Below are 25,410 nucleotides of genomic sequence, written 5' to 3'. Positions count from 1 at the left end.
CGTTACGGGTGGCCACACCCGCGTCGCTCTCCGGTGACGCCCCGATATACTTTGAACGAGGCATGACCCGCACCGCCCCCCCACCGACCGAGCGCCGCTTCGCCGCCAAGAGCGACGTCGGCGAGGTGCGCGCGGTCAACCAAGACGCCGTCTACGCGGGCGCTACCCCCAACGGGGCGCTCGTGCTCGTCGCCGACGGGATGGGGGGGCACCAGAGCGGGGAGATCGCCAGCCAACGGGCGCGCGACACCCTCGTGCAGGCGCTCGCTAGACCCCAGCCGCGGCTCCCGAGCGCCCTCGCCAGGGCGGTGCAGCGCGCCAACCTCGACCTCCACGCGTACGCGAGCGCCAACCCCGAAAGCTTCGGCATGGGCACCACCCTGACCTTCGTCCTCCTCGACGACCCCATCGCGCTCATCGGGCACGTCGGGGATTCGCGGGCCTACCTGATCCGAGACGGCGCCATCACGCAGCTGACGCGCGACCACTCGTGGGTCGCCGACCGGCTCCGCCAGGGTCTCCTCTCCCCCGAGGAGGCCAAACGGCACGGCTGGCGCAACGTGCTCACCAACGCGCTCGGCCCCAACCCCACCGTCACGTTGGAGCTCTCGCACCTGCACGTCGCCCCGGGCGACCGCCTGCTGGTCTGCAGCGACGGTTTGAGCGGGGTGCTCGGTGACGCCGCGCTCCTCGAGGCCGCCACCCTCTCCCCCGCCGAGGCCGCGGTCGAGGCGCTCATCGGCCGCGCCAAAGCGCGCGGCAGCCCCGACAACATCACCGCCGCGCTCCTCGTCGTGGGGGCGGTTGAGCCCAGACCGAAACGCTACACCCTCCCCGCGGAGCGCACCTTGAGCGTCACCCTAGGCGCCGGTCCCGAGGGGCTCTACACCGTCGAGGACGCTTTTGGCGAAGGGGGCGCGCTCGCCCGCCTGCGACGCCAAGCGTGGTGGCCGCTGCGCTTTTGGCTGCTCGGCTGCGCGGTGCTCGTGGTGCTCTTTGTCGTCTTTGCGCTCTACCGCCCCTAGCTGCGCGGCCCCGTCGGCTGCCTGGCTACGTGCCCCGCCAGACGTCTCGGTTGCCCACAGGGTCTGTAGCGCACGGCCGCCCGAGAGCGCGGTAAAGTAGCCCATGACGCCCCAAAAGACCCCCATCCAGACCGACGCCGCCCCCGCCGCCATCGGCCCCTACACGCAAGCGGTGCGCGTCGGCAACCTCGTCTTCACCTCCGGTCAGATCCCCCTCAAACCCGACGGCACCCTCCTCGAGGGTGACATCCGCGCGCAGACCGAACAGGTGCTCCACAACCTCAGCGCGGTGCTCCACGCCGCTGGCTCGGGGCTCGAGCACGTGGTCAAATGCACCTGTTTTCTAAAGGATATGAACGACTTTTCGGCGATGAACGAGGTGTACGGGCGTTTTTTTGGCGCCGTCCCCCCTGCCCGCAGCGCCGTCGAAGTCGCCCGCCTGCCGCGCGACGTGCGCGTCGAGATCGAGGCGGTCGCCCTCATCCCTCAGACGTAAGGCCTTAAACGTAGGGCGCCGGAAACGGGACAGGTGGCTCCCGGCTTTTTCGGGGGGTGCCCCGCTCCTTTAGAACACCTCGAGTACCAACAGCAGGGTCGCCAAGACCCAGGTGTAGATGGCAAAACCCACGAGCCGCCCGCTCTTAAGAAAGCGCAGCAGCACGACGATCGACAAGTAGCTGGCGATCAGCGAGGTGACGGTTCCGGTAATCAGCGCCCCCGTGGAGATGGTCTGGGCGAGCTCCTCGCCGGGTAGCCCCCCCGGTCCGGCGCTCGCCCTGGCGACGTGCGTCAGCTCAAAGAGCGACGCCCCCAGAATCGCCGGGATCGACATCAGAAACGAAAAGCGCGCCGCCTGCACGCGCGACAACCCGGCGAGCATCCCCGCCCCGATGGTCATCCCCGAGCGCGACAACCCGGGTAAGAGCGCCAGAATCTGCGCAAACCCCATCGCCAGCACGTGCCGCCTCGAGGGGACGAGTTCGATGCGAGGGGGCGGGCGCTTCTCGGCGTAGAGGAGAAGCGCCCCCGTAAAGTAGAGCATGAGCGCCGTAAAGAGCGTCGATTCAAAGGCGAGCGCGACGGTGTCGCGGAAAAAGAGCGCGGCGACGACCAAAGGCAGGGTGGCGAGCACGAGGTAGCGCAGCAGCTTGCGCCCCTCTTTCGCTTCGTCGTCTCGGGCGCCCGTTAGACCCCGAACGATCGCCCGCAGCTCGCTATGAAAGGCGACCATCACGGCGAGCAGGCTGCCCAGGTGGATCACCGCGTCAAACGACAGCGCCGCCTCGGTGATACCGAACCAGTCGCGTATCACCACCAGGTGCCCCGACGAGGAGATGGGCAAAAACTCCGTCACACCCTGAATGATGCCGAGCAAGATGGCTTCGAAAAACGTCATACGGATTTACCCTAACACGAGCCTTTGAACGCGGGTCGCCGGGGGCTTTTGGCTCCGTTAGAGGCGCTGCGGGCGGCTTTTGGCTACCAAAACTTACGAAGCTTGGTGCTAAAGCCATGGTAGGCTCCTGCCATGAGAACGCGTTACCGCGTGCTCGCGGGGCTGGAGGCGCTCGCCGTGGGGCTCGCCGAGGGGCTGCGCGCCTTCGGCGTCGCCATCGACGCAGCGGCGCGCGACACCCTGCTCGTCGACGCGCCGTGGGGTTGGGCCCCGCCCCGGCTACGCCACTTGTGCCCGGCGCAAATGGTCGTTGTTAGCGATAACCCGTGTCCGGAGTACCGTTTGCACCTCCTGGAGCACCGCCCTAGGGCACTTCTACACAACGTCTCCATCGAGCAGCTCGCCGAGCATTTGCAAGACCCTTGCCTAGCTCAGCCGTCGCCGCGCTCGAGCCTCACGCCGGCGGAGCAGTTCACGCTCCGCCTGCTGGCACACGGGCGCTCGCCAAAGCAGGTCGCTCACCACAGGGAGGTCAGCGAGGGCCGCGTCAAGAATACGGTTTCGGCCATCTATCAGAAGTTGGGGTTGAAGAGCCAAGCGCACCTGACGCTCTACTACTTCGGGCTGTGGCACGTGCTCATGGAGAGCGGCTGGGAGCCGCCGCGCCGAAAGCGTGACTAAGGGCACGTGCCAAACGGCACGGGTCGAAAGGCACTATCTAAACAGTTTCTTGCCTGACTATTCTTAGCTAGAAGCGCAATCAAAACTGCGAGCTACGTCTTAAGCACAAACATCTGCTTGATGGAGGTGCGTTGCTGGTTGTGACGACCACTCAAACTGATGGCTCACTGGAGACGCAACTTTCAAGCCGCAGAGGCAATACAAGGAGGCTGAGCCATGAAGCGAATGAACCTCGTACTCACGAGTATGGTGCTTGTTCTCTTAGCAGCTTCTTGCACTAACATCTCGCATGAGCTGGAAGCTCCTTTTCAGTCGTACTTCACTTTTGACGAGTTTGAGGGTATAAGAACAGTTTCTAAAACTGTAACTTTAGAGGATGGTACGGTTACAACGGATGGTAGAGTTTACCTTCAAGATGTGATTTCAGGGAAAGTAACGCTGTTGACAACGCCTGAGCGGTTTGGTGAACACTTCTACGCTGAGGGTGGCATCTTCTCACCTGATGGCAAAACGGTGTTTGTCAACATCGATACGGAGAACAACTGGGCCATCTACGCTATCTCGTTAAACTCAAGTAAGGTGACACTTATAGCGGAAGATCGCAGTGTGCTTGACGGCGCGCTCATCGGCATTCTGGGCAGGAGCCTAGCAATCTCCCCGGACGGACACCAACTCGCCTTTCGCGCCAGCCGCACCGTTTCCCTGATGAATCTTGATACCGCATCGCGTAAAGGAGTGCTCTCGCCTTTCACGACTGAGCATGATCTTTACATTCTCGACGTACCTAGCAACCTCGGTACCCAAGCGACTACACCTCTAGTAAGCCAAGCGACGAGGCGTGGTGAGGCTGCTGCACTTTATCCAAGGTTACACAGGATGGAGCGCTTGAATCGACTAAAGCAGTCCCTTACCGGATCAATTCGGAAGTACGCAGCCTCCAAGCCCTCCAGGGTACTCCAACATTCCGCCTTCCCTATCTTGGAGTAAGCATACTTACGACTAGTTGGCATAGTTCAACACGAGGCAGTTATGCACTTGACTTCGCCCCTCGCCCTTTCGGTGTGAAGAAGGTAGCTAGAGCAGCGAGGGGTGGTACAGTACGTGCAGTAGGTAGCGACGGGGGCTGCGGTGTGACTGTACGTGTGTACCACGCGGCAGTTGATGCTGACGTGCGATACTACCACCTAGTAACGGGTAGCCCAGGAAGCTACAACGTTTACTCCGGCAAAGCTGTAGTTGAGGAAGCTCCATTAGGTGACATAGGAACTACCGGAACTTCAACCGGCGTTCATTTACATTTTGACCCAGACCGTGGCGGCATCGTATCTGGTAATACCGGCGTCAACGGCACGTACGGTATGCGCGGGTACGACTGCTACTTGCGGAAGTCTCCTATCTATGCAGGCGACTGGCGAGTAAACAGAAGATATGCTTGGCAGTCTACCGCTTGTAACGATTAAACCTTCTCTAACTGACCTCAAGCTGGAGTTTGGGCTCGAGGTCAGTTTACGACACCATCTGTGGTGAAACCATGATTCCAACTGGAGGATTGCTACCCCTCACTTTCACCTGGCTTCTTGGAGTTTTTTGTAGCAGTGCAACTTGGGCTCAATCCACAGGTTCGCATGCCCTTCTCCCTATTGGTGACGGCGCGCCCCTCAATCAAATTGAGGCTAGGGCGTTTGCTCAAGCGATCTGTGCTAGCGATATTTTTGAAGCCTTCGAGAAGTGTACACAACAGGTAGATGGCACAAAGCACCTGCTTAACATCGATGATCGCTTCTATTTGATGAGCTTCATTCTCTACGGCTCTTTTAGTCATGTAGGGGCGCAGGAAGCTCTTCTTGGATTAGGGCACTATGAAACCGACTCCGGGGCTACATCCGCAGCTCTTTTCAAGCGCGAGGATACTCGTTGGCACATGGTTCAGTTTATAGAGGAAGGTGTACGCCAGAGCGTTATTACCTTTCCTACTAGGGACGGTCGGACCTTGATCATCGGCTACGGAGAGGGCTTCGAGACCGCCACCTTCGACCTTCAGGTAACTGACTTTCAAGCGGACGAGCTTGATACCTCCTTGCTGCTCGACTATGTAAACCCTTTTCCCTCGTGCGGTAGCCCGCCAGCGCCGGGTGCCAAGTTCGCTCGGATCGTCGGCTGGGAAAGGGAAGATCGAAATGAGGACGGTTACCTCGATCTCGTTATAAACGTGTCTACGCTGAGCGTTGAGGTATTTCCTTGCGACGCAACCCAGGCATTTTATAAGGCGACCTTGCAACCGCACAATGTCGAGCAGGTCGTCTTTCTCTTCGACGGCCAGGCGTTCACGGCTACACCGGAAGCGGAGCGCCTCAAGGCGTTCTCGCAAGCGCCACAGGGGGCTACGCGGCAGCTGCCCTTTAAACCTTAAAGCTCTTGGTGGTGTTCCAACCCCTTTTTTCGACTTGCGCAGGTAGAAGACGTGCGCCACCGAGCCTTCGACACAAAGTAGCGAAAAGGGTGAGCAGGGGCTGCGAAAGACCTCCTACCCCCGCGTCATCAACCTACAGCCCCAAAATCCACACCGCGTATGAGAAGTAGATAATGAGCCCCACCGCGTCGGCGATCGAGGTGATGAGCGGCCCGCTCGCGAGCGCGGGGTCGAGCTTGAGGCGGGTGAGGACAAAGGGCAGCAGCAGACCGATGAGGTTGGTTAAAAACAGCATGGTGATCATCGTCAGCAAGACGATGATGCCGATCTCCGGTCCCCCCCGGAAAAAGCCCAGCGCCATCCCCATAAGCCCCAGGGCGACGCCGATCGAAAGCCCCACGACGGCCTCTTTGAGAAACGCCCGGAACCACTCGCTCAGCTTGACGTCGCCCGTGCTGATCGCGCGGATCATGAGGGTGGCGGACTGCGCGCCGGCGTTGCCCCCTGTGTCGATAATGAGCGGGATAAAAAAGGCCAAGGCCACGACCGCCTCGAGCGTCTCCTCAAAAGCCGCGATGATCCCCGATGAGACGAGGTTGATGAGCACCAAAATCGCCAGCCAGCCGATACGGTTGCGGAACAAAAACCGCTTGCCGGTCTCCCAGTAGCTCTGGCGCAAAGGCGCCATCGCCGAGGTTTTGTGAAAGTCCTCGGTGACCTCCTGCTCGGCGACGTCGAGCACGTCGTCGACCGTGACGATCCCGACGAGCGTCCCCGAGGAGTCCACCACGGGGAGCGCGACGAGGTCGTAGCGGCCCATCTCGCGCACCGCCTCCTCGCGGTCGGCGGTCGCCGGCAGCGCCACGTACTTGTTGTCCATGATGTCGCGCACCCGCGTCTCGGGGCGCGCCAGCACAAAGCGCTGCAGCGGCAAGGCGTCGAGCAGACGCCAACGCTCGTCGGTGACGTAGATCTCGTTGGCGGTCTCGCTCTCGTGACCGCGCGCCCGGATGTGCTCGAGCGCTTCGGCGACCGTCCACTCGGGGCGCACGGCGAGATAATCGGGGGTCATGAGGCGCCCGACGCTCTCCTCGGGGTAACCCAAGAGGTCGCGCGCTTCGCGCAGGTCGTCGGGCCCGAGCAGGTTGAGCAGGCGCTGCGTGACGTTGCCCGGCAGCTCGCCCAAGAGCTCGGTGCGGTCGTCCGGGCTCATCTCGGCGAGGAGGGTGCGGGTTTCGGCGTCGGTGAGGTCGCGCAGCAAAGCGTCGCGGCTTTCCCCCTCGAGCCAGGTAAAGACCTCAGCCGCCACCTCACGCGGCAGCGCGCGAAAGAGGAGGACGCGGTCGGGTTTGCTGAGCTCGAGGAGGCGTTCGGCGAGCTCCGGCGCGACCGCATCGGGTTCGGGCCAAGCCGCCTTGCGCGCGGCGAGCTCCTGCCAGCGGTGCTCGTCGATCAGCCGGTGGATGTCCTCGGGCAGGGCGGACGTCGGGGTGGGGTGGACGGATACGGACATCGGAACCTCCTTGGGATGGTACGGGGTTGGGCAAACGGTTCCCTACGCGGAGGTTAGCGTGCCGCGAGGGAAGGGGTGTCAGCGACTCGGCTTCTACTGTCGGGTTCGTCTAACAACGGTGCCTCCCCTCGCAAGAGGTGTCTTCTCCCCTGTCCGTAACGACCGCTCCGTCTGCGGCACATCGCTCGTGAGCGTCACCTGCCCGCCGCCAACCGCTCGGCAGCGCACCGACCCCAACACCCGTCCAACCTGGGCGTGATCCGTATTGGCGTTGAAGCGTGTTCCTGAACCTACGGTTGTAGCGACGCCGGAGGGCGAACGCGCACCGCTAGGCGGCGCAGGGGCCCTTCTCAGGCTAAACGATGGCCCTAGGCAGGTCAAGCGTGGCTGGTCACGGCGCGCCACGCAAAAAGGGCGACGATCGTCGCCCTGACAAGCGTTCCTGACGGGTTGCAGCGCGCTTAGGTGCGCCGCCAGAGCAGTTCGCGCTTGACGTCCTCGATGGCTTGCGTGACCGGGATCCCGCGCGGGCAGGCTTCGGTGCAGTTGTACGCCGTGCGGCAACGCCACAACCCGTTGGCTTTGCCGAGCACCTCCAAGCGGTCGGCGGTGCCCTCGTCGCGCGAGTCGAAGATAAAGCGGTGCGCGTTGACGATGGCAGCTGGCCCGATGTAGGAGCCGTTGGCCCAGAAGACCGGGCACGAGGTCGTGCAGGCGGCGCAGAGGATGCACTTGGTGGTGGCGTCGAAGATCTCGCGGTCTTCGGGGCTCTGGTAGCGCTCGCCGCTCGGCGCCGGGGTGTCGTTGATAAAGTACGGCAACACCGCTTTGTACGAGTCGAAAAAGGGCTCCATGTCGACGATCATGTCTTTGATCACGCGAAGGCCGCGGATCGGCTCGACGGAGATGGTGTCGCCCAAATCTTTGACGAGCACCTTGCAGGCGAGGCGGTTGACGCCGTTAATAAGCATCGCGTCCGAACCGCAGATACCGTGGGCGCAGCTCCGGCGGAACGAGAGCGTCCCGTCCATCTCCCATTTGATCTGGTGCAGGACGTCCAAAACGCGGTCGGTCGTGCGCGCGGTGACGTTGTACTCGGCCCAGTAGGGGCGCTTGTCCTGCTCGGGGTTAAAGCGCTTGATGCGGACCCTGATCTGGCGTTCTAGGTTAGCAGGTGCTGTAGCCATAGCTTCCTTTGGTAAAAGCAACGCGTGATGAGCGGTGAGTAATGAGTGGGGGCTTTTTACTCATTACGCATCGCTCATAACTCTATTGCTAGTAGACTCTCGGCTTCGGTTCGTACTTGCCGAGGGTGACGGGTTTGTAGTCGATCCGCACACCCTCGCCGTCTTTGTAGACCAGGGTGTGTTTGAGCCACGCCTCGTCGTCGCGCTCTTTAAAGTCCTCGCGCGAGTGCGCGCCGCGCGACTCTTTGCGGTTTAGCGCGGCGTGGACGAGCGCTTCGGCGTTGTCGAGGAGGAAGCCGAGCTCGAGCGCCTCCATCAGCTCGGTGTTGTACTGCTCGCCCTGGTCTTCGACGCCGATCTTTTGGTAGCGCTCTTTAAGCTCTTTAAGCACCTCGACCTGTTTGGTCAAGGTCTCCTCGGTGCGGAAGACCGACGCGTTGTCCTGCATCGACTCCTGCAGGTCCTGCCGGATGCGCGAGACGCGCTCCCAACCGGGACCATTGAGCGCGCGGTCGATAAGCGCGCGTGAAAAGTCCTGTTCGTCTCTGGGCAGGTCTTTGTACGAGGTCTCGGCGGCGTAGCGGGCGGCGTAGATACCGGCGCGGCGCCCGAAGACGATAAGGTCGCCTAAGCTGTTGGTCCCCAAGCGGTTGGCGCCGTGCAGCGACGCGCAGGCGACCTCGCCCGCCGCGTAGAGCCCCGGGACAATGGTGTTGTCGCCGTCGCGGATCACCTCGGTGTTGATGGTCGTCGGAATGCCCCCCATCGCGTAGTGCGCGGTCGGCTGGATCGGGACGAGCTCCTTGACCGGGTCGACGCCTAGGTAGATGCGGGCGAACTCGGTGATGTCGGGGAGCCTGGTTTCGATGATGTGCGCGTCGATGTGGGTGAGGTCGAGGTGGATGTAGTCGTTGTCCGGCCCCGCCCCACGCCCCTCGCGGATCTCCATGTACATCGCCCGGCTGACCATGTCCCGCGGGGCGAGGTCTTTGATCGTCGGGGCGTAACGCTCCATAAAGCGCTCACCGTCTTTGTTGCGCAAGATGCCGCCCTCGCCGCGCGCCCCCTCGGTCAGCAACACCCCGATCTTGTAGAGCCCCGTCGGGTGGAACTGGTAGAACTCGGGGTCCTCGAGCGGGATCCCGCGGCGGTACACCACGCTCATCAGGTCGCCGGTCAAGGCGTGCGCGTTCGAGGTCACTTTGAACATGCGGCCATTGCCGCCCGAGGCGATCACCGTCGCTTTGGCGTGGAAGGTGTGCAGCTGCCCCGTGGCAAGCTCGTAAGCGACCACGCCGACGCACTCGCCCCCCTCGATCAGGATGTCTAGCACGTGAAACTCGTTGAAAAAGACGACGTTATCCTTGATCGACTGCTGATAGAGCGTCTGCAAGATCATGTGGCCGGTGCGGTCGGCCGCGTAGCAGGCGCGCTCGACGGCGGACTTGCCGAACTCGCGGGTGTGACCGCCGAACTTGCGCTGCGCGATCTTGCCGTCGGGGGTGCGTGAAAACGGCAACCCCATGTGCTCGAGCTCGTAAACGGCCTCGACGACCTCGTGGGCGAACATCTCGGCGACGTCTTGGTCGGTGAGGTAGTCGCCCCCCTTGATGGTGTCAAAGGCGTGCCATTCGGGGTGGTCCTCCGAGACGTTGCCCAGCGCCGCCCCTACCCCCCCCTGCGCCGCGCCCGTATGCGAACGCGTGGGGTAGAGCTTGCTGATCACCGCTACCGACACACCGGGGTGCTGCGCGGCGTAGCGCGCCGCCATGAGCCCAGCACCCCCTGCCCCCACGACGATCACGTCATACTTATGCGCTCTTGCCATCCAGTCTTGTCTCCCTGTGTACTCACGCGCCCCCGCTGGGGCGCCTAACGTAGGTTGAGCCCGAGGTCTAGTGCCCCGGCGCCACGGCGCCAGGCGCCGCACCCGGCATCGCGTCCGGCGGCAGGTTGAGGTACTGGGTGTAGTCGACCGCCCAGAGCGAGATAATGCCGATGATCATGACCAGCACGGTAGCCGAGTAGAGCCCCATCTTGATACCGAAGCGCCACCCCGGGTGGCGGGCGTAGTCCTCGATGCTGTAGCGCGCGCCGTTGACCCCGTGGAGCACGGCGAGCCCCAAGAGGAGCGTGTCGTAGATCTTGACCCAGGTGATCGAGAGCCGCCGCGCGACGTAGCTAAAGTCGATCTGACCGGCGTCGATGACGATGTTACTCATGTAGAGGTGGCCGAAGGTCAGGAAGATGAGCGCGAGCCCCGACACGCGCATGAATACCCACCAAGCGAGCTCGCCGTTGGTAGTGTAGGTCGCGCGCGCGTCGCGCAGCGTCCGTGGTGCGCGAACCGCCATCAGGAGAGGTCCGCCACGATCTGCGGGACGACAACCCACAACACCGGGATGCCGATCGCCACGGTCGCCGCCAACACGCCGTACCAGAGCTGGCGGTGGTACTTCGTGCCCCAGGTGGTAAAGTCCATCAAGATAATGCGCAACCCGTTAAAGGCGTGGTAGACCACCCCGGCCATCACGAGCACCAGCCCGATGCGAAAGACCCCCTGGTGGAAAAACGACAGCACGGGTCCGGAGACCTGCGGCCCAAAGCTCGCCAGGCTGATATTCACCACGTGGATCATGAGGTAAAAGAAGACGGCTAACCCGGACAAGCGGTGCAGGATAAACGCCCACTGCCCTTCTCTTCCCCTATACATGACAGTCCTCCTTTTGGGCTCTTAAACGCGTCTGGAGAGTCGTCTGCGTCCCTTTAAAAGATACCATCAAGGGCCCCCGAGCTTGGTAAGGGACGTTAGGTTTACGGCGTCGCGGCGGGGGGCTTGACAGGGACGGCCGCGCCCTTGCAGGGCGTAGCCAGCCGCCCTTACCGGCGCCGCAGTTTGCGGTAGGCTCATGAGATGCTACTCGCTTTCGACCTCGACAACACCGTCGTCACGCGCGGCAACGAGATCCCCGACCCCATCGTGCGGGCCGTTGCCGCCGCGCGCCGCGCGGGGCATCTCGTGACGGTGCTCACCGGGCGTCCAAAGGCCTCGACGCTCCCTTTTCTGGACACGCTTGGCGTCGCCGGTCCCTACGCCGTCAACCACGGCGCGATCGTCTTCGGTGAGGACGACGCGGTCCTCTCGCGCTCGCTCATCGCCGCGCCCGTCGTCGACCGGCTTGTGCACCGCTACGGCGTCGACGAGGGGCTCGAGTACGCCTTTATGTTCGACGACGACATCTACGTCCGCGACCCCGAAGACCCCCGCTGGAGCTGGGCGCACACGCTCAACCGCAACGTGCTCGCCTTTCACAAAGACCGGGTGCGCGACGCCGACAAGATCGTCTTTAGCGCCGACGCCGCCGGGCCGCGGATGCTCTTAGAGATTCGGGACGAACACCCCGAGCTGATGCGCTACCTCTGGCCCGACGGCTTTTTGGAGGTGACCGGCCCGGGGGCGCACAAAGGGGCCGCGCTCGCGCACATCTGCCGCGTGCTAGGCGTCGCGCAGCGCGACACGGTCGCCTTCGGCGACGGCATCAACGACGTCACCATGCTCGAGTGGGCGGGACACGCCGTCGCGGTCGGCGACGCTCACCCCGACGTCCTCGCGGTCGCCGACGAGCGCATTGAAGAGCCTGAAGCGCTCGGGGTGGCGACCTGGCTCGAGGCGCACGTGCAGGGGGTGCTGTCCTGACCTTCGCTGCGCTTTGGTCGCAGCGCGTGCTACTTGCATGCCGAGGTATTTGAATACCGAGCTCGGTGGTACACCGACCCCTAGGCAGGCGACCAAGGCGCCTGCTAGGGTAGCAGCGTGCCCTACGAGCGGCCCCAGCCGTCCCCGCGTCATCGCACGCTTGCGAGGTGAGCTCCCCTATGACGTCCACCCAGCTGAGCTACGACGACCCGGAACGCCAGCACCACCACCAAGAGGCGCGCCGCGCGCTGCAGCACATGCAGGCGCTGCTCCCCGTCTACCGCGACCTCTGCGGTGAAGCGCCCTACCTCTACGCTGCAAGCGAGGTTGAGCGCCTTGAGCGCGAGCTCGGCGACGCTGCGCCGACCGCGCCCGACGACCTCGTGTGGGTCGCCCAACACATCACCCTGCAGCTGCAGGGGCTCGCCCTAGCGATTCGCAAAGCCAAGGGGCGCGGGGTCGAACTCGACGCGTAAGTCCAAATCGGAACTATTCCGATTTTGTGTCCCAACGCGACATGCCCGCTGCGCCGACCCGCTAGACTGGCCTCTGGAGGTTGTTACGACCATGACCAAAACCACGCAGCAGCTGACCTTTAGCACCCGCATCGACATCGAAGAGGGCGTCCGCAAGGAGCTCATCGACATCCTTAACCAACAGCTCGCCGACGCCACGGACCTCTTTACGCAGACCAAGCAGGCGCACTGGAACGTCAAGGGGATGGACTTTTTCCAGCTTCACGAACTCTTCGACGACCTCGCCAAACGCGCCCGCAACTTCGCCGACCTGCTCGCCGAACGCGTGACGGCCCTCGGTGGGGCGGCGCTCGGCACCGTGCGCATGGCCGCGGAGGCGACCACGCTCCCCGAATACCCCCTCGAGACCGTGCAGGGCCACGAGGTCGTCGACCTGATGGTCGAGCGCTGGGCCGCCTACGCCGCCTCGACCCGCGCGGCGATCCGCCGCTCCGGCGAGCTCGACGAGCCGACCACCGAGGACCTCTTGACCGAGATCTCCCGCGAGGTCGACGAGTCGCTCTACTTCCTCGAGGCGCACGTCCAGCGCCAGTAGCGGCTTGCCCAGAAGCCCTTCATAACGATCACGAGCACCTCTAGGAGCGGGGAACCCCGCTCCTTTGGCTTGGAGCGGTCTGGTCAGCTTGCAGCCCCTTCCCAGGGCGGCTGGGGTGCGTAGCGGTTGCGGCGGCGCCCGCTACCGGAACCGCTCGAGGTCGCGCAGCATGCCTTCACGTGACCAATTCCGACTATAATGCTAGACATTAGGGGCGGCGCCTGGTAGAGTCTTCTCGGCACGCGCTGCCCACACCACACCCCGTAACGGACGCTATGGACCACACTGCACGCAACACGGCCGCCACCAACCGCACCCGCTACGCGCTCCTTTGCGACCGCCGACGCGCCCTTTTCGAACTGCACAAACTCGCCGAAGCGGTGCGCGCGCACCCCAACTACGCCACCGCCGCCCGCACCGTCGCCGGTCTCGAGGGGATGGTAGCGGAGCAGCTCGAGGCGACCTCGTGCAACCTCTGCCGCGCTGGCAAGGCCGATCCCGAGGCCCTGCAGCGCGACGTCTGCCGCCTCTACGGAGGGCTCTCGTCGCTCGCCAAGGTGTGGGTTTACCTCGAGGACGGCCGCGACCTCGAGCCCCTGGTGCAGGCGCACTACGACGCGCTGTTCGCCGGCGACGCGTAGGGGGGATGAGCCGCGCGTCGCGTCCTCCAGGCCGGAGGCTACCCCGAAACCCTCGTTGGGCGCCGCCTAGCGAGGGTTTTCGCTTGGGCGAACCGGACGCAACGCGTCTCGGACGGCGCCGTGGCCGAGGCGCGTTGGGTATCTGGCCAGTTGTGTCCAGTTGTGTACCGGGCCACATCAGGTCGTGTGGGGAGCAGCCGGCCACCAACGGTCGCCACGGTCGCTAGAAGCGCGTGGGCCGGCCGCTCGCGAGCTAAGGCGTGTTGATCGCGCGCAGAAACTCCTCCCGCACCCCGGGGTCCCCGAGCACCCCGCGCAAGACGCTCGTGCGCGTGCTCGAGCCCTGCTGCTGCACCCCGCGCATCATCATGCAGAGGTGACTCGCCTCGACGACGACCCCGACCCCGCGGGGGCGCAGCACCCCCTCGAGGGCGTCGGCGACCTGCACCGTCAGCCGCTCCTGCACCTGCAAGCGCCGCGCGAACACGTCGACGACGCGGGCGAACTTGCTAAGACCCAGGATGTGCTCGCCGGGCACGTAGCCTATGTGGACGCGGCCGAAAAAGGGCAGCAGGTGGTGTTCGCAGAGCGAGTAGAACTCGAGCCCCTTGACCACGACGAGCTCCGCGCCCTCGGCGCGAAAGAGCGCGCCGCGCACCACACTCTGGGCGTCTTGGGCGTAACCGCTCGTCAAAAAGCGCAGCGAGCGCGCGACGCGCGCGGGCGTGCGCTGCAGGCCTTCGCGCGTGACGTCCTCGCCGAGCTGCGCGATAAGGCGCGCGACGGTCGCCTCGAGCGCCTGCGCTTCGGGGAGCGGGCTGGGGTCATCGAGCTCGAGGGGGCTGGGGGCGGGGGGTGGAATCTGGTGCATCGCGTACCTCTGGCTCAGTCTACCGAACGGGGTCTCCCGGGGGTTTCGGCAAGCGACGCCCACGCCGCTGGTAAAGTAGCGTGTGCAGCTCTACCAGCGTAACAGCTACCAGAGGACGTTTGCGAGCGCGGTGCTTGACGTTCGACCCGCACCGGGGGCTACGGGTCAGAGCTGGGTGCGCCTAGAGGACACGCTCTTTTATCCGACCTCCGGCGGCCAGCCTCACGACACGGGTACGCTCGGGGGCGCAGCGGTGACCGACGTCAAGCTCGAAGGCGACGCGGTCTGGCACCTCGTCGCGGGGCGCCCCGAGGTGGGCGCGCGCGTGGAGGGGGCGCTCGACTGGTCGCGGCGCTACCGCCACATGCAGCGCCACAGTGCCCAGCACCTCCTGTCGCAGGCGTTTTACCGCCTTGCGCCCGCCTTCGAGACGCGCGCGGTCAGCCTCGCGGGGTCGGTGTGCACGCTCGACCTCGCGGGGGCGCCGAGCGCCGAGGATGCGGCGCAGGCCGAAACGCTCGCCCTGGAGGCCATGTACGCCGCGCTGGCGGTCACGACCTTCGAGGTCGACGAGGGGGAGCTGAGCCGCTACCCGCTTCGCCGCCCCCCCAAGGTCACCGGCAGGGTGCGGCTCGTGCAGATGGGCGACTTTGAGCTCTCGGCGTGCGGCGGAACGCACGTGCGGTGCACGGGTGAGGCGCTCCCGCTCAAGGTGCTCAAGTTAGAGCGCATCCGGGGCGCCCTGACCCGCGTCCACTTCGCGGCGGGGTGGGAGGCGCAGGCCGACTACGGGGTCAAGCACCAGCTCGTGAGCGACCTCGCCGCGCGCTTTAGCGCGCGCCCCAGCGACCTCAGCGCCCGCGTAGGCGCTCTGCAGGCGGCGCTGCACGACCTTCAGCGCGACCTCGAGGCGGCCCGAGCCCGCCTCGCCGCGGGACTCGCCGCTGAGCTCGGACGAAGCGCCAGCGGCGGGGTGGTGTGCTACGCGCTGCGCGAGGACCAGGCTGACCTCTTGGAGCCGCTCGCTGGGCAGCTCACCGAACGGGGGCTCACTGCCCTGCTCGCCGCACCCCGCGAGGGCCGCGCCCAGCTCCTCTTTGCGCGGCCTGCCGCGGGGGAGGGCGACCTGCGCGCGGCGCTGCGGGCAGCGCTACCCTATCTCCGCGGGCGCGGCGGCGGCACACCAGCGCGCGCTCAAGGGAGCGGCCCCGAGACCGCACGGGTGCCAGAGGCCCTCGAGGCCGCCTCCCGGGCGCTCACGCCACCCCCGGCGTGAACCTCGGTTCCGGGCACCTTGCAGACCGCTACGACCCCTTCGACCGACCCCTACCGCCAACTCTCACTTGAGGCGCTTTGGAGCGGCACGCTATGGAGCTCATGTTCTGGCTTGAAGTGCTCAGCCACGTCGTCACCATTGTCGGTTTGCCGTTTGCCCTGGTCGTCTTTATCCTCGAGCAGCGCAAGGCGCGGCGCAACGAAGAGGACGCGCTCTACCAGTCGCTCGCCGAAGCCTACACCGAGTTTATGGCGCTCGTGCTCGAGCACGCCGACCTCAAACTCCTCACCCGGCACGGCACCCCCACGCTCGACGACGAACAGCGCGAGCGGCAGCGCGCGCTCTTCGACACCCTCCTGGGCCTTTTTGAGCAGGCGTTTATGCTCGTCTACGACGGCCCCATGACCGCAAGGCGGGCGCGGCTCTGGCAGACCTGGGAGGACTACCTGCGCGGCTGGTGCCGCCGCGAGGACTTCCGGGAGGCGCTCCCGTCGCTGCTCGAGGGTGAAGACCGCGCCTTTCGCGACTACGTGCTGCGCCTCCTGCACGAGGAGACGGTGCAACGCGCCAGCCCCCGCGCCCCCTAACCCTTGGCCGAACCCGCTAGCATGAGCCAATCCCGAGTGTTAAACTCGGGTTTAACCGGTGATGAAACGCCCTCTTCGCTCCCCACCCCATCACGGGCGCTCGCCGCGGCCGACGGAACGTACCCCGCCCCCCCTCCGGAGCGTGCGCTCGGGTGCGCCCGGGGCGCTTTTAGAGGTGCTACCACGGCTCGGCCCGACGACCGCCGAAGGGGTGCAGCGCGCGCTCGCAGAGGACGGTCTGCCGCTCGCGCTGTCGAGCATCTACACGGCGCTCGGGGCGCTCGAGCGCCGCGGCCTCGTCCGCGCCCTGCGCGCCCCCGGGTGCAGCACCCTCTTCGTTCGGGCGGAGGCTGCGGGTGTCTACCTCCTCTGCCGACGTTGCGGTGGCGTCGTGCCGCTCACGCTGCCGACGGCGTACGTAGACGCGCTGCGGGCGCGGAGCGCCGCGCACGGCTGGCAGCTCTTTGAACCGCACGCCGTGCTCACGGGCCGGTGCGGGCGCTGCCGCGCAGCGGCGAGCCCCTGAGGCGCAGGCTGCGGCGCCGCGCGGCGGCAAAGCCCGATAAGCTGTCCCCATGCCACCCTTGACCCCCGACCAGACCCTCACGCTGGCCACCGCCTCGGTCACCCTTTTGGGCGTCGCCTTCGGGCGCCTGCCGGGGCTGCACCTCAACCGCGCCACCATCGCCCTCGTCGGCGCCGGTGTGCTCGTCGCCGCCGGGGTGCTCGAGCTGCGCGAGGCGTGGGCGCTCATCGACGGCGAGATCCTCACGCTGCTCTTTGCGCTGATGGTCGTTAACGCCGCCCTGACGCACGTAGGGCTCTTCCGCCTGCTGACCCGCCTGGCGGTGTCGCGCGCGCGCAGCGCGTTGGGGCTCCTCGTCGTGCTCTGCTTCACCGCGGGGGTCATCTCGGCCTTTTTCCTCAACGACACCGTGGTCTTGATGTTTACCCCTTTGGTGCTGCGGGTGTGCCTCGAGCTCGGGCTCAAACCGGTCCCTTACCTGGTCGCGCTCGCGGCGAGCGCGAACGTCGGCAGCGTCGCGACCCTGACTGGCAACCCGCAAAACCTCGTCGTCGGGGTGCAGGGGGGGATCGGCTACCTCGCCTTCGCGCGGGCTTTGGCCCCCGTGGCGCTCGTTGGCCTCGTCGTGGTCGTCGCGCTCGTCGCCCTCAGCCACCCCCGCGAGTTTCGGCGCCCCGTCACCCCCAACCCGAGCGCCCTGCCCGACGACCTCAAGGCGCCCAGGGAGGGCTCGAGGTGGCGCATCGGGGGGGTCGTCGCGGGGATGCTCGCCGCCTTTGCGCTCGGCGCGCCCGTCGCCGAAGCCGCGCTGCTCGCCGCTACCGCCCTGCTGCTCGTCGGGGGGATTCCGGCCGACAAGCTCCTCGCCGAGCTCGACTGGAACCTCCTGCTGCTCTTTGCCGGCCTTTTCGTCACCGTCGGGGCGCTCGGGGCGAGCGGCGCGAGCGCCCCCCTGTTCGCGCCCGTGCAACCCCTCCTAGACGCCGGGCTCGCCTCCTTGGTCGCCGCCGTCGCTCTCCTGTCGAACGTGCTGTCAAACGTCCCCACCGTGCTCCTCATCGCGCCGGTGGTGCCGCGGCTCAGCGACCCGCAGACGGCGTGGTTGGCCGTCGCGATGGCCTCGACCTTGGCCGGCAACCTCACGCTCGCGGGCGCGGTCGCCAACCTCATCGTGGCCGAACGCGCGCGCCGCGAGGGGGTCAAGGTCTCCTTCTGGGCGTTTTTCAAGCTGGGCGCGCCGATCACGCTGCTGACGCTGCTCTTCGGGTGGTGGTGGCTTGCAAGCTAAGCGATGAGCCGTGAGCGACAAGCCTCGACGCATGGCTCGTTGCTCCCTCCACTTATCGCTGCCCCTCATTTGACACCCCCCACAGAAACGCGTACAGTACATATCCGAGCCTCGTGCTCGGCTTTCATGTGCTTGGAGTTTTGTAATGCCTACCTTGCACACCCAACACCTCTCGCTGGGCTACCTCGAGCAGCTCATCGTCCCCGATTTGTCGCTCGCCATCCCCGAAGGGCAGATCACCGCGCTCGTCGGCGCCAACGGCTCGGGCAAGTCGACCATCCTCAAGGCGCTCGCGCGCATTTTAAAGCCGCGCTCGGGAGCGGCCTACCTCGACGGCAAGGCGATTCACCGCCTGTCCACCAAACAGGTCGCCAAAGCGCTCGCCATCTTGCCGCAAAACCCCGAAGCCCCCGAAGGCCTCACCGTCCACGAGCTCGTCTCGTATGGGCGCTTCCCCCACCAGCGCGGCCTCGGGGGGCTCAACCGAGACGACCACCGCGCGATCCATAAGGCGCTCGCGCTCACCGGTATGACGGTGTTCGCCGAACGGCCGGTGGGCAGCCTCTCGGGGGGGCAGCGGCAGCGGGCGTGGATCGCTATGGCGCTCGCCCAAGGGACGGACGTGCTGCTTCTGGACGAGCCCACGACCTTTCTCGACATGGCGCACCAGCTCGAGGTGCTGCAGCTTTTAGAGCGCCTCAACCGCGAGGAGGGGCGCACCATCGTGATGGTGGTGCACGACCTCAACCACGCGAGCCGCTACGCGCAGCACATGGTCGCCATCGTCCGCGGGGAGGTGGCGGTCGCCGGCACGCCCGCCGAGGTGATGACCCCGGAGAACCTGCGCCGCGTGTTCGCCATCGAAGCCGACATCGTCACCGACCCGCGCAGCGGCGTGCCGCTCTGCATCCCTTACGGGCTGAGGCCGCGGGACAACCCGAGTATCGGGTTATAAGCAGCAATGAGCCATGAGCAACGAGCAATGAGTGATAATACTCTACTCATTGCTCGTTGCTCGGTACTCATTGCTGACTTTTAAGCTTCCGCCCCCCCCGTAAAGTCCGACAGCCCCGCCCGCTCGACCACGCGCTCGGCGACCCAGAGGGGGGCGTCGACCCGCACGGCGAGCGCGAGCGCGTCCGAAGGGCGCGCGTCGAGCTCGAGCTCGATGCCGCGGTTTTCGAGCACCAAGCGCGCGTAGAAGGTGCCACCTTCGTCGGTGGTCACGAGATCGGTCACCTCGACGCGTACGATGCGGGCGCCTAGGAGCTCGAGCGCCGAGAGCATCAGGTCGTGCGACAGGGGCCGCGGCAGGCGCTCTTTGCTGCGCCCTGCTAAGATCGACATCGCCTCTAGGTGCCCGATGGTGATGGGAACAAACTCCCCCTTGGCGGTTTTCAGGAGCATGACGAAAAACTCGCCGCTCCCCGCGACCGCGATATCTTCTAGCACCGCCCTAACCATCCCGTCCATGGCTCAGTCTACCCAGTCTGGCGTGCCTAGCGGCTGAAACGTGGCGCAGTTTTAGAGCCCTGCTATACTACCTGCCAAGGAGGTGTCCATGCTGCCGCTGCGCGACTCGGTCGCTCACCACGGTCCAGCCTTCGTCACCAAGCTGCTGCTATGGCTTAACATCCTCGTCTTTTTCTGGCAGGTCTCAGGGGGTGCGCGCGCGTTTGAAGCGAGTATTTTGCGCTACGGCTTCGTCCCCGCCCTCTTTTTCAACGCCCCCCTTGAGCAAAGCCACCGTCTTGTAACGAGCATGTTTCTGCACGGTAGCGTCGGGCACCTCCTCGGCAACCTCTGGTTTTTGTGGGTCTTCGGCCCCGCTTTAGAGGGTCGCTTGGGGGGCGGTCGTTACGTGATCCTCTACCTCCTAGCTGGCGTCGGGGCCGCCTTCACCCAAGGGCTAGCCATGCCGGACGCGCAGCTCCCGATGGTCGGCGCCTCCGGAGCCATCTCTGGGGTTCTCGGAGGGTACCTGGTGTTCTTTTCACGCGCTTGGGTACTGACGATGGTCTGGTTTGTCCTCCCCTTTTTCTTCTGGTTTCCCGTAGCAACCTACATTGCGTACTGGGTGCTCTTTCAGTTTCTCTATGGGCTTCTCGGCCTTCCCGGCGTGGCCTGGTGGGCCCACCTAGGCGGTTTTGCCGTAGGTCTCCTTTTGGCAAAGCATCTGTGCTACCACCCACCTTACCGCAGCCAACCGAGCTACCAGCAGGGTTTCGACTTCGATTAGGAGAGCGCCATGGACGTTTTTTTTCAGCTGTTTTGGCTTTTTTTCATCTTTTCTTCGCTGACCCCTTACTTCCAGCAGCAGACCCTTTTCGCTACCCGCGCGCGCAGGTTGCGGCAGCTCGAGGAAAAGCGCAAAAGCCGGGCCATTACGCTTATCCACCGCCAAGAGGCGATCAACCTCCTCGGGGTGCCGATCTCGCGCTACATCAATATCGACGACTCCGAACACGTCCTTAGGGCGATTCGCCTTACCGACAAATCCGTCCCTATCGATCTCGTCTTGCACACCCCCGGCGGGCTCGTGCTGGCTGCTGAGCAGATCGCCGAGGCGCTCTTACGTCACCCCGCCAAGGTAACGGTGTTCGTCCCCCACTACGCCATGTCCGGGGGTACGTTGATCGCGCTCGCTGCCGACGAGATCGTTATGGACGAAAACGCTGTTTTGGGTCCCGTCGACCCTCAGCTGGGGCAGTACCCCGCCGCGTCGCTGCTCAAAGTGCTCGAGCGCAAAGACCCCAAAGACATCGATGACCAGACCCTCATCTTCGCTGACGTCGCACAAAAAGCCCTCGCACAGGTGTATCAAACCGTCGTCGACCTGCTGCGTCACAAGGGGTGGGACACCGCTAAGGTCGAAAGGGTAGCGCGACAACTCAGTCAGGGAACCTGGACGCACGATTACCCCATCAGCGTTACCGAAGCGCGCGAGCTCGGTCTCCCCATCGTTACCGACATGCCCTACGAAGTCTACGACCTTATTAGCCTCTACCCACAACCACGGGGCAACAAACCCAGCGTGCAGTACCACCCGGAACCCTACCGCGGGGACCGGTCCCCTGTGAGACGTTCACAACGTAACGACAACTGAGCACGCACGAGCACAGAGGGGCGGCGCTGCTAAACTGGCCCTATGTTCGAACCCGTCATCGGCCTCGAGGTGCACTTGGCGCTTAAAACCCGCACCAAGCTCTTTTGCGCGTGCGCCGCCGAGACCTTCGGCAGCCCCCCTAACACCCACACCTGCCCGGTCTGTTTAGGGCTCCCCGGCAGCCTCCCGACCGTAAACCGCGAAGCCGTCCAGAAAACGCTCACCTTCGCCCTCGCGCTCGGCTGCGAGATCCCGGCCGTCACGCAGTTTCACCGCAAAAACTACTTCTACCCCGACGCGCCGAAAAACTACCAGATCAGCCAGTACGACCACCCCTTCGGCGAACGGGGGGCGCTCGAGCTCCCAAGCGGGCGGCGCGTCGGTATCACCCGCTGCCACCTCGAAGAGGACGCCGGCCGCTTGCAGCACCCCGTCTACGCCGACTACAGCCTCGTCGACCTCAACCGTGCGGGCGCTCCCTTGATCGAGATGGTCACCGAACCCGACTTAAGGACCCCCGAAGAGGCGCGCGAGTTTCTGGTGCGGGTGCGCGCCCTCGCGCGCGCCCTGGAGGTTTCCGACGCCAACCCCGAAGAGGGCAAGATGCGCGCGGATGTCAACGTCTCCGTGCGGCGCCCCGGCGAAGCGTTCGGCACCAAAGTCGAGGTCAAAAACCTCAACTCGTTTCGCAGCGTGCAGCGCGCGCTCGAGTTTGAGATCAAACGTCAGAGCCGCATCCTAGAGGATGGCGGCGACGTCCACCAGGCCACCCTCGGTTGGGACGAAGGGGGGCAGAAGACCTACCTGATGCGGACCAAAGAGGAAGAGGCCGACTACCGCTACTTCCCCGAACCCGACCTGCCCCCTATTCACCTCACCAAAGGCTGGCTCGACGCCGTGCGCGCGGCGATGCCGGAGCTTCCCGCCGCCAAGGAGGCGCGTTACACCGCCCTCGGCGTCCGGCCCGACGACGCGGCGACGCTCGCTTACGACCGCGAGCTCGCACGCTTTTTCGACGCCGCCCTCGCGGCGTACAACGGCCCGGTACAGACGCTCGCCAACTGGCTCCTCAGCGAGGTCACGGGCCACCTCAACGCGCAGAAGGGGACGCTGGAGACGGCAAAACTCACGCCGCAGGGGCTCACCGCCCTGATCGCCCTGGTCGACGCGGGGACCATCTCGGGAAAGATCGCCAAAGACCTCCTGCCCGAAGTGATCGCCGGCGCCGACCCCGAGGCGTTGGTCGAGGAACGCGGGCTTACGCAGCTCAGCGACAGCGCCGCCTTGGAGGTCCTCGTCGACGAGGTCATGGCGCAAAACCCCAAGGTCGTGGCGCAAGCGCGGGAGAACCCAAAGGCCATCAACGCGCTTCTAGGCCGCGTGATGGGGGCGAGCAAGGGGACCGCCAACCCGGAGCGGGTGCGCTCTCTTTTGGAGGGGAAGCTAAAGGCCAATGCGAGCGTGCCGAAGTAGGATGTACGGGTTAGCGGTCGGATAAGCCCAAGCTGTATGCCTCAACCTGATGCCCATCGCCTAACCGGTAGGCGCTCAGCTCGGGTTCGAATATCCCCACTCCACTTTTTAGTCTCACCTCCGGCCCTTCAGCCAGCATCCAGAGAAGAAAAGTGTGTGCAGCAGCGAACCGCACTCTTCCTGCCAGGTTAAAGGCCTCAGCATAAATAGTGTATGTGGTGAGCTGGAAAGGTGCTGAGCGGCTCCGGGAGCATTTTCAGATTCTCGCCGAAGCTCGAGCACTCCAGCACTCATAGGCTCGTAGTGTCACTCAGGATGCACTCGACCAGCCCACAGCTGTAGGGCAGCGGTTCGGTGAGGTAGCTTACTGCCTCGGCCCTAAAGTTACGCCAGCGACCATACCTCAGCGCACCAACTGTTACAAGGCATGTCCCACATCTCCGTCAGATTGCTTTACTCTACATTGCTTTGGGACACGATTTTGGTGACGTAAACCTCGCCCCAGGCATCCATCCCCTCGATGAGCGGCTTTAGGCTCCAGCCCAGCTCTGTAAGGGAATACTCGACGCGCGGCGGCACCTCCTTGAACACCTCCCGGTGAACGAGCCCGGCCCCCTCCAGTTCGCGCAATTGGCGGGTAAGCATCCGCTGAGTAACATCGGGCAAGAGGCGCTTGAGTTCTCCGAACCGCCGTGTACCCCCGAACAGGTAGTAGAGAAGCAGCGGTTTCCACTTCCCGCCGATGAGCTCGAGCGTGACCTCCATCGCGCAGTGATACTTATCTTTTATCAACGACCTTGCCACCTGCATCCTCCCTTTAGTATAAAAAATGACACTATAGCACATTTTTGTACGTACTTGCTGTAACTAGCCTGATGAGCTATCTTGAATGAGCACTACCCGGGTGTGCACTTCGTCTTGAAGGAGTTGCTCGAGGATGCACACACATTCGGTCGCCGGTCGTCTAGTCGTCCGGCAGTTACCTTGCACTCAGCTGGGAGCTACATCATGGCGGTAATCTTCGCCTTGTCGACCGCCTTGGCGTTCGGCATAGGAGACTTCTTGGGAGGCTTCGCGGCAAAACGCGTACCTGCGCTCGTCGTCTCTCTCCTCTCACAAGCTGCCGCCCTCTTCGTCTTCGGATTCGTTGCGCTTTTTGTCCGTGATGAGCTGCCGGGCGGGGCGGTGCTCGCCTGGGGTGTGGCCGCCGGCCTCGCGCTGGGGCTAGGCCACCTCTACTACTACCGCGGGTTGTCGCTGGGACAGATGGGCATCGTCGCGACGGATACGGCGGTGTGGTCGGCGCTCGTGCCGGTGGCTGCGGGCCTGCTCTTAGGTGAGCGCCCTTCACTTTTGGCTTTGTGGGGGATTGGTACTGTCATCGTAGCCCTGGGCTTGGTGAGCCGGAGCGATGGTCAAGGGGGTGGCGATACCCAGTTTACCCGGCGCGTGGGAATCAGCGCTTGGCGCGCGTCTCAACCGGGCCGTCTTGAAGGCATCCTGGCAGGCGTTGGTTACGGCCTGTTTTTCATCGGCCTTGATCAAACGGGTACAGGAAACCCCTTGTGGCCACAGCTGGCAGCAGTCGCTGGATCGCTGGTGGTCCTGGGTCTGGCGGCGCTCGTCGTCAGGCCGCCCTTAAGGACAGGTTTCGCGCAGTGGCCCCTGCTCGTGGCCATCGGGGTGATTCAGGCGACGGGCTTTGTCACCTTTATCCTCGCCACCCAAACGGGTTTGCTTTCTATCGTGGCGGTCCTAGCGGCGCTGTCGCCACTGCCGACCATGATCCTGGCACGCCTCGTGCTGGCTCAGCGCCTCACGCGCATTCAACTCCTCGGGGTCGTTATGGCCCTGGTTGGCATTGCACTCGTGACGGTGGCCTGATGTCACAGCGGTACCTGACAGCAACAGACGTGGTTTGGAGTTTGATTTGTGACTTTTTGATGCTTAGGTGACGGGATGCACCTACACAAAGATGTCTGGCACGTCCGCCAAACCCATAAAGGCGTCCGCCAAGTCGAGCAGGTTCTGCGAGGCGGCCTCTCGGAAGGCCAGCACCTCGACCCGTTTGCCGCGCTGCTGGGCGAGCTCGAGCATGGGCGCGAAGTCGCCGTCGCCGCTCGCCAAGACGATCACGTCCAGGTAGTCCCAAGCGCGCACGATGTCGGCGGCGATGCCCATGTCCCAGTCGCCCTCTAAAACGGGCCGCCCGCCGCTGTCGGCGCGGTGCACGCGCACCTTGCGGCGGCGCACGCGGTAGCCTAGGGCCGAGAGCTTGGTGACGAAACCGTAGGCGGTCGCCTCGCCCTCGCGCTCGACGACGTAGGCGGTCGCGTGCACGAGGTGCCTCGAGCGCTCGCTCAGCTTGAGCATAACCGCGTAGTCGACGTGGCGGCTATAGATGTCGCGCGCGGCGTAGTAGAGGTTTTGGGTATCGACAAAGAGCCCGACGCGCTGCTCCGGCCACTCCCCGATACGCGCCGCGTTCGGATCGAAGCGGTGATTGGCGGCGGGCTTGGTCGGTTGCAATCGGTCCTCGTCCAACGGGTCTCGCTGCGTCACCCTCATCCTTTCTGCACGTGCCCCCTCGCACTATACCCCCTAGCGGGTGTCATCTCGGAAGGTGCGCTAGGCGGCGCCCGCGACGTGCGTCGCCCGAGAA

Annotated in this window: 29 protein-coding genes; 19 read left to right on the top strand and 10 right to left on the bottom strand. The window is 64.6% G+C overall.

The window, feature by feature from the left end; all coding sequences use genetic code 11:
• The first annotated feature begins 62 nt into the window (after positions 1-62).
• Both TRAD_RS01855 and TRAD_RS01850 read left to right on the top strand, forming a co-directional pair.
• On the top strand, positions 63-1,025 hold the full coding sequence (locus TRAD_RS01855) for a PP2C family protein-serine/threonine phosphatase (protein ID WP_013176884.1): 963 nt from the start codon (positions 63-65) through the stop codon (positions 1,023-1,025).
• Positions 1,026-1,128: 103 nt separating this feature from the next.
• The gene (locus TRAD_RS01850) at positions 1,129-1,521 is read left to right on the top strand and encodes a RidA family protein (protein ID WP_013176883.1); all 393 of its coding nucleotides are present in this window, start codon (positions 1,129-1,131) and stop codon (positions 1,519-1,521) included.
• 69 nt (positions 1,522-1,590) lie between these two features.
• On the opposite strand, the gene TRAD_RS01845 is transcribed toward TRAD_RS01850, so the two are convergent.
• Positions 1,591-2,421, bottom strand: coding sequence for an undecaprenyl-diphosphate phosphatase (locus TRAD_RS01845; protein ID WP_013176882.1), 831 nt, complete (start codon positions 2,419-2,421; stop codon positions 1,591-1,593).
• A gap of 132 nt (positions 2,422-2,553) precedes the next feature.
• On the opposite strand from TRAD_RS01845, the gene TRAD_RS01840 reads away from it, so the two are divergent.
• The 4 genes from TRAD_RS01840 to TRAD_RS15890 all read left to right on the top strand — a co-directional run bounded on the left by TRAD_RS01840 (position 2,554) and on the right by TRAD_RS15890 (position 5,512).
• On the top strand, positions 2,554-3,102 hold the full coding sequence (locus tag TRAD_RS01840; RefSeq protein ID WP_013176881.1) for a helix-turn-helix transcriptional regulator: 549 nt from the start codon (positions 2,554-2,556) through the stop codon (positions 3,100-3,102).
• Positions 3,103-3,318: 216 nt separating this feature from the next.
• Positions 3,319-4,089: a TolB family protein gene (locus tag TRAD_RS15895; protein ID WP_013176880.1), complete on the top strand. Its 771-nt coding sequence runs from the start codon at positions 3,319-3,321 to the stop codon at positions 4,087-4,089.
• Between the two features lie 74 nt (positions 4,090-4,163).
• Positions 4,164-4,562 carry a M23 family metallopeptidase gene (locus TRAD_RS16760; RefSeq protein ID WP_185095187.1) on the top strand — a complete coding sequence of 133 codons (399 nt, stop codon included), beginning with the start codon at positions 4,164-4,166 and terminating at the stop codon, positions 4,560-4,562.
• A gap of 71 nt (positions 4,563-4,633) precedes the next feature.
• Positions 4,634-5,512 (top strand): hypothetical protein, encoded by an 879-nt coding sequence (locus TRAD_RS15890; RefSeq protein WP_148221160.1) that lies wholly within the window; start codon positions 4,634-4,636, stop codon positions 5,510-5,512.
• 133 nt (positions 5,513-5,645) lie between these two features.
• Here the strand turns inward: TRAD_RS15890 and mgtE are convergent, their stop codons facing one another.
• The 5 genes from mgtE to sdhC all read right to left on the bottom strand — a co-directional run bounded on the left by mgtE (position 5,646) and on the right by sdhC (position 10,925).
• Positions 5,646-7,025: a magnesium transporter gene (mgtE, locus tag TRAD_RS01830; RefSeq protein WP_013176878.1), complete on the bottom strand. Its 1,380-nt coding sequence runs from the start codon at positions 7,023-7,025 to the stop codon at positions 5,646-5,648.
• A 461-nt stretch (positions 7,026-7,486) separates the two neighbouring features.
• Positions 7,487-8,212, bottom strand: coding sequence for a succinate dehydrogenase iron-sulfur subunit (locus tag TRAD_RS01825; RefSeq protein ID WP_013176877.1), 726 nt, complete (start codon positions 8,210-8,212; stop codon positions 7,487-7,489).
• Positions 8,213-8,300: 88 nt separating this feature from the next.
• Positions 8,301-10,040, bottom strand: a complete 1,740-nt coding sequence (gene sdhA, locus TRAD_RS01820) for a succinate dehydrogenase flavoprotein subunit (RefSeq protein WP_013176876.1) — start codon at positions 10,038-10,040, stop codon at positions 8,301-8,303.
• Between the two features lie 67 nt (positions 10,041-10,107).
• On the bottom strand, positions 10,108-10,566 hold the full coding sequence (locus TRAD_RS01815) for a succinate dehydrogenase hydrophobic membrane anchor subunit (protein ID WP_013176875.1): 459 nt from the start codon (positions 10,564-10,566) through the stop codon (positions 10,108-10,110).
• A complete protein-coding gene (gene sdhC / locus TRAD_RS01810; RefSeq protein ID WP_013176874.1) occupies positions 10,566-10,925 on the bottom strand; it encodes a succinate dehydrogenase, cytochrome b556 subunit in 360 nt (119 codons plus the stop codon). Before sdhC ends, TRAD_RS01815 begins: the two co-directional genes overlap by 1 nt.
• Positions 10,926-11,126: 201 nt before the next feature.
• On the opposite strand from sdhC, the gene TRAD_RS01805 reads away from it, so the two are divergent.
• The 4 genes from TRAD_RS01805 (at position 11,127) to TRAD_RS01790 (ending at position 13,621) form a co-directional block, all read left to right on the top strand.
• Positions 11,127-11,909: an HAD hydrolase family protein gene (locus TRAD_RS01805; protein ID WP_013176873.1), complete on the top strand. Its 783-nt coding sequence runs from the start codon at positions 11,127-11,129 to the stop codon at positions 11,907-11,909.
• Between the two features lie 179 nt (positions 11,910-12,088).
• Entirely contained in the window at positions 12,089-12,385 is a 297-nt protein-coding gene (locus tag TRAD_RS01800; protein WP_013176872.1) for a hypothetical protein, read from the top strand.
• 91 nt (positions 12,386-12,476) lie between these two features.
• Complete coding sequence (gene dps / locus TRAD_RS01795) at positions 12,477-12,980, top strand: DNA starvation/stationary phase protection protein Dps (RefSeq protein WP_013176871.1); 504 nt, start codon at positions 12,477-12,479, stop codon at positions 12,978-12,980.
• Between the two features lie 275 nt (positions 12,981-13,255).
• The gene (locus tag TRAD_RS01790) at positions 13,256-13,621 is read left to right on the top strand and encodes a hypothetical protein (protein ID WP_013176870.1); all 366 of its coding nucleotides are present in this window, start codon (positions 13,256-13,258) and stop codon (positions 13,619-13,621) included.
• 253 nt (positions 13,622-13,874) lie between these two features.
• On the opposite strand, the gene folE is transcribed toward TRAD_RS01790, so the two are convergent.
• A complete protein-coding gene (folE, locus tag TRAD_RS01785) occupies positions 13,875-14,492 on the bottom strand; it encodes a GTP cyclohydrolase I FolE (protein WP_013176869.1) in 618 nt (205 codons plus the stop codon).
• Positions 14,493-14,574: 82 nt separating this feature from the next.
• Between folE and TRAD_RS01780 the strand changes: the two genes are divergently transcribed.
• The 5 genes from TRAD_RS01780 (at position 14,575) to TRAD_RS01760 (ending at position 19,124) form a co-directional block, all read left to right on the top strand.
• Positions 14,575-15,768, top strand: coding sequence for an alanyl-tRNA editing protein (locus TRAD_RS01780; RefSeq protein WP_013176868.1), 1,194 nt, complete (start codon positions 14,575-14,577; stop codon positions 15,766-15,768).
• 101 nt (positions 15,769-15,869) lie between these two features.
• A complete protein-coding gene (locus TRAD_RS01775; protein ID WP_221401635.1) occupies positions 15,870-16,355 on the top strand; it encodes a hypothetical protein in 486 nt (161 codons plus the stop codon).
• A gap of 61 nt (positions 16,356-16,416) precedes the next feature.
• Complete coding sequence (locus tag TRAD_RS01770; protein WP_148221159.1) at positions 16,417-16,881, top strand: transcriptional repressor; 465 nt, start codon at positions 16,417-16,419, stop codon at positions 16,879-16,881.
• 49 nt (positions 16,882-16,930) lie between these two features.
• A complete protein-coding gene (locus TRAD_RS01765) occupies positions 16,931-18,169 on the top strand; it encodes an SLC13 family permease (RefSeq protein WP_013176865.1) in 1,239 nt (412 codons plus the stop codon).
• Positions 18,170-18,314: 145 nt separating this feature from the next.
• Entirely contained in the window at positions 18,315-19,124 is an 810-nt protein-coding gene (locus TRAD_RS01760; protein WP_013176864.1) for an ABC transporter ATP-binding protein, read from the top strand.
• Between the two features lie 80 nt (positions 19,125-19,204).
• Here the strand turns inward: TRAD_RS01760 and TRAD_RS01755 are convergent, their stop codons facing one another.
• Positions 19,205-19,642, bottom strand: coding sequence for a bifunctional nuclease family protein (locus TRAD_RS01755; protein ID WP_013176863.1), 438 nt, complete (start codon positions 19,640-19,642; stop codon positions 19,205-19,207).
• 88 nt (positions 19,643-19,730) lie between these two features.
• Between TRAD_RS01755 and TRAD_RS01750 the strand changes: the two genes are divergently transcribed.
• Genes TRAD_RS01750 through gatB form a run of 3 tightly spaced genes read left to right on the top strand, consistent with a single transcriptional unit; the run spans position 19,731 to position 22,748 of the window.
• A complete protein-coding gene (locus TRAD_RS01750) occupies positions 19,731-20,408 on the top strand; it encodes a rhomboid family intramembrane serine protease (protein ID WP_013176862.1) in 678 nt (225 codons plus the stop codon).
• A gap of 9 nt (positions 20,409-20,417) precedes the next feature.
• Positions 20,418-21,275 (top strand): SDH family Clp fold serine proteinase, encoded by an 858-nt coding sequence (locus tag TRAD_RS01745; protein WP_013176861.1) that lies wholly within the window; start codon positions 20,418-20,420, stop codon positions 21,273-21,275.
• Positions 21,276-21,317: 42 nt separating this feature from the next.
• A complete protein-coding gene (gatB, locus tag TRAD_RS01740; protein ID WP_013176860.1) occupies positions 21,318-22,748 on the top strand; it encodes an Asp-tRNA(Asn)/Glu-tRNA(Gln) amidotransferase subunit GatB in 1,431 nt (476 codons plus the stop codon).
• A gap of 453 nt (positions 22,749-23,201) precedes the next feature.
• Here the strand turns inward: gatB and TRAD_RS01735 are convergent, their stop codons facing one another.
• Positions 23,202-23,513, bottom strand: a complete 312-nt coding sequence (locus TRAD_RS01735; protein ID WP_245523522.1) for a winged helix-turn-helix transcriptional regulator — start codon at positions 23,511-23,513, stop codon at positions 23,202-23,204.
• Between the two features lie 243 nt (positions 23,514-23,756).
• Here TRAD_RS01735 and TRAD_RS01730 point away from each other — a divergent pair, with 243 nt between their 5' ends.
• On the top strand, positions 23,757-24,632 hold the full coding sequence (locus TRAD_RS01730; protein ID WP_013176858.1) for a DMT family transporter: 876 nt from the start codon (positions 23,757-23,759) through the stop codon (positions 24,630-24,632).
• Between the two features lie 81 nt (positions 24,633-24,713).
• Here the strand turns inward: TRAD_RS01730 and TRAD_RS01725 are convergent, their stop codons facing one another.
• Entirely contained in the window at positions 24,714-25,310 is a 597-nt protein-coding gene (locus tag TRAD_RS01725) for a LabA-like NYN domain-containing protein (RefSeq protein WP_013176857.1), read from the bottom strand.
• Positions 25,311-25,410: the final 100 nt, after the last annotated feature.

The organism is Truepera radiovictrix DSM 17093 (assembly GCF_000092425.1).
Classification (GTDB): Bacteria; Deinococcota; Deinococci; order Deinococcales; family Trueperaceae; genus Truepera; species Truepera radiovictrix.
Note: the sequence above shows the minus strand (reverse complement) of the source record. Positions and strands in the feature narration are given on the sequence as shown.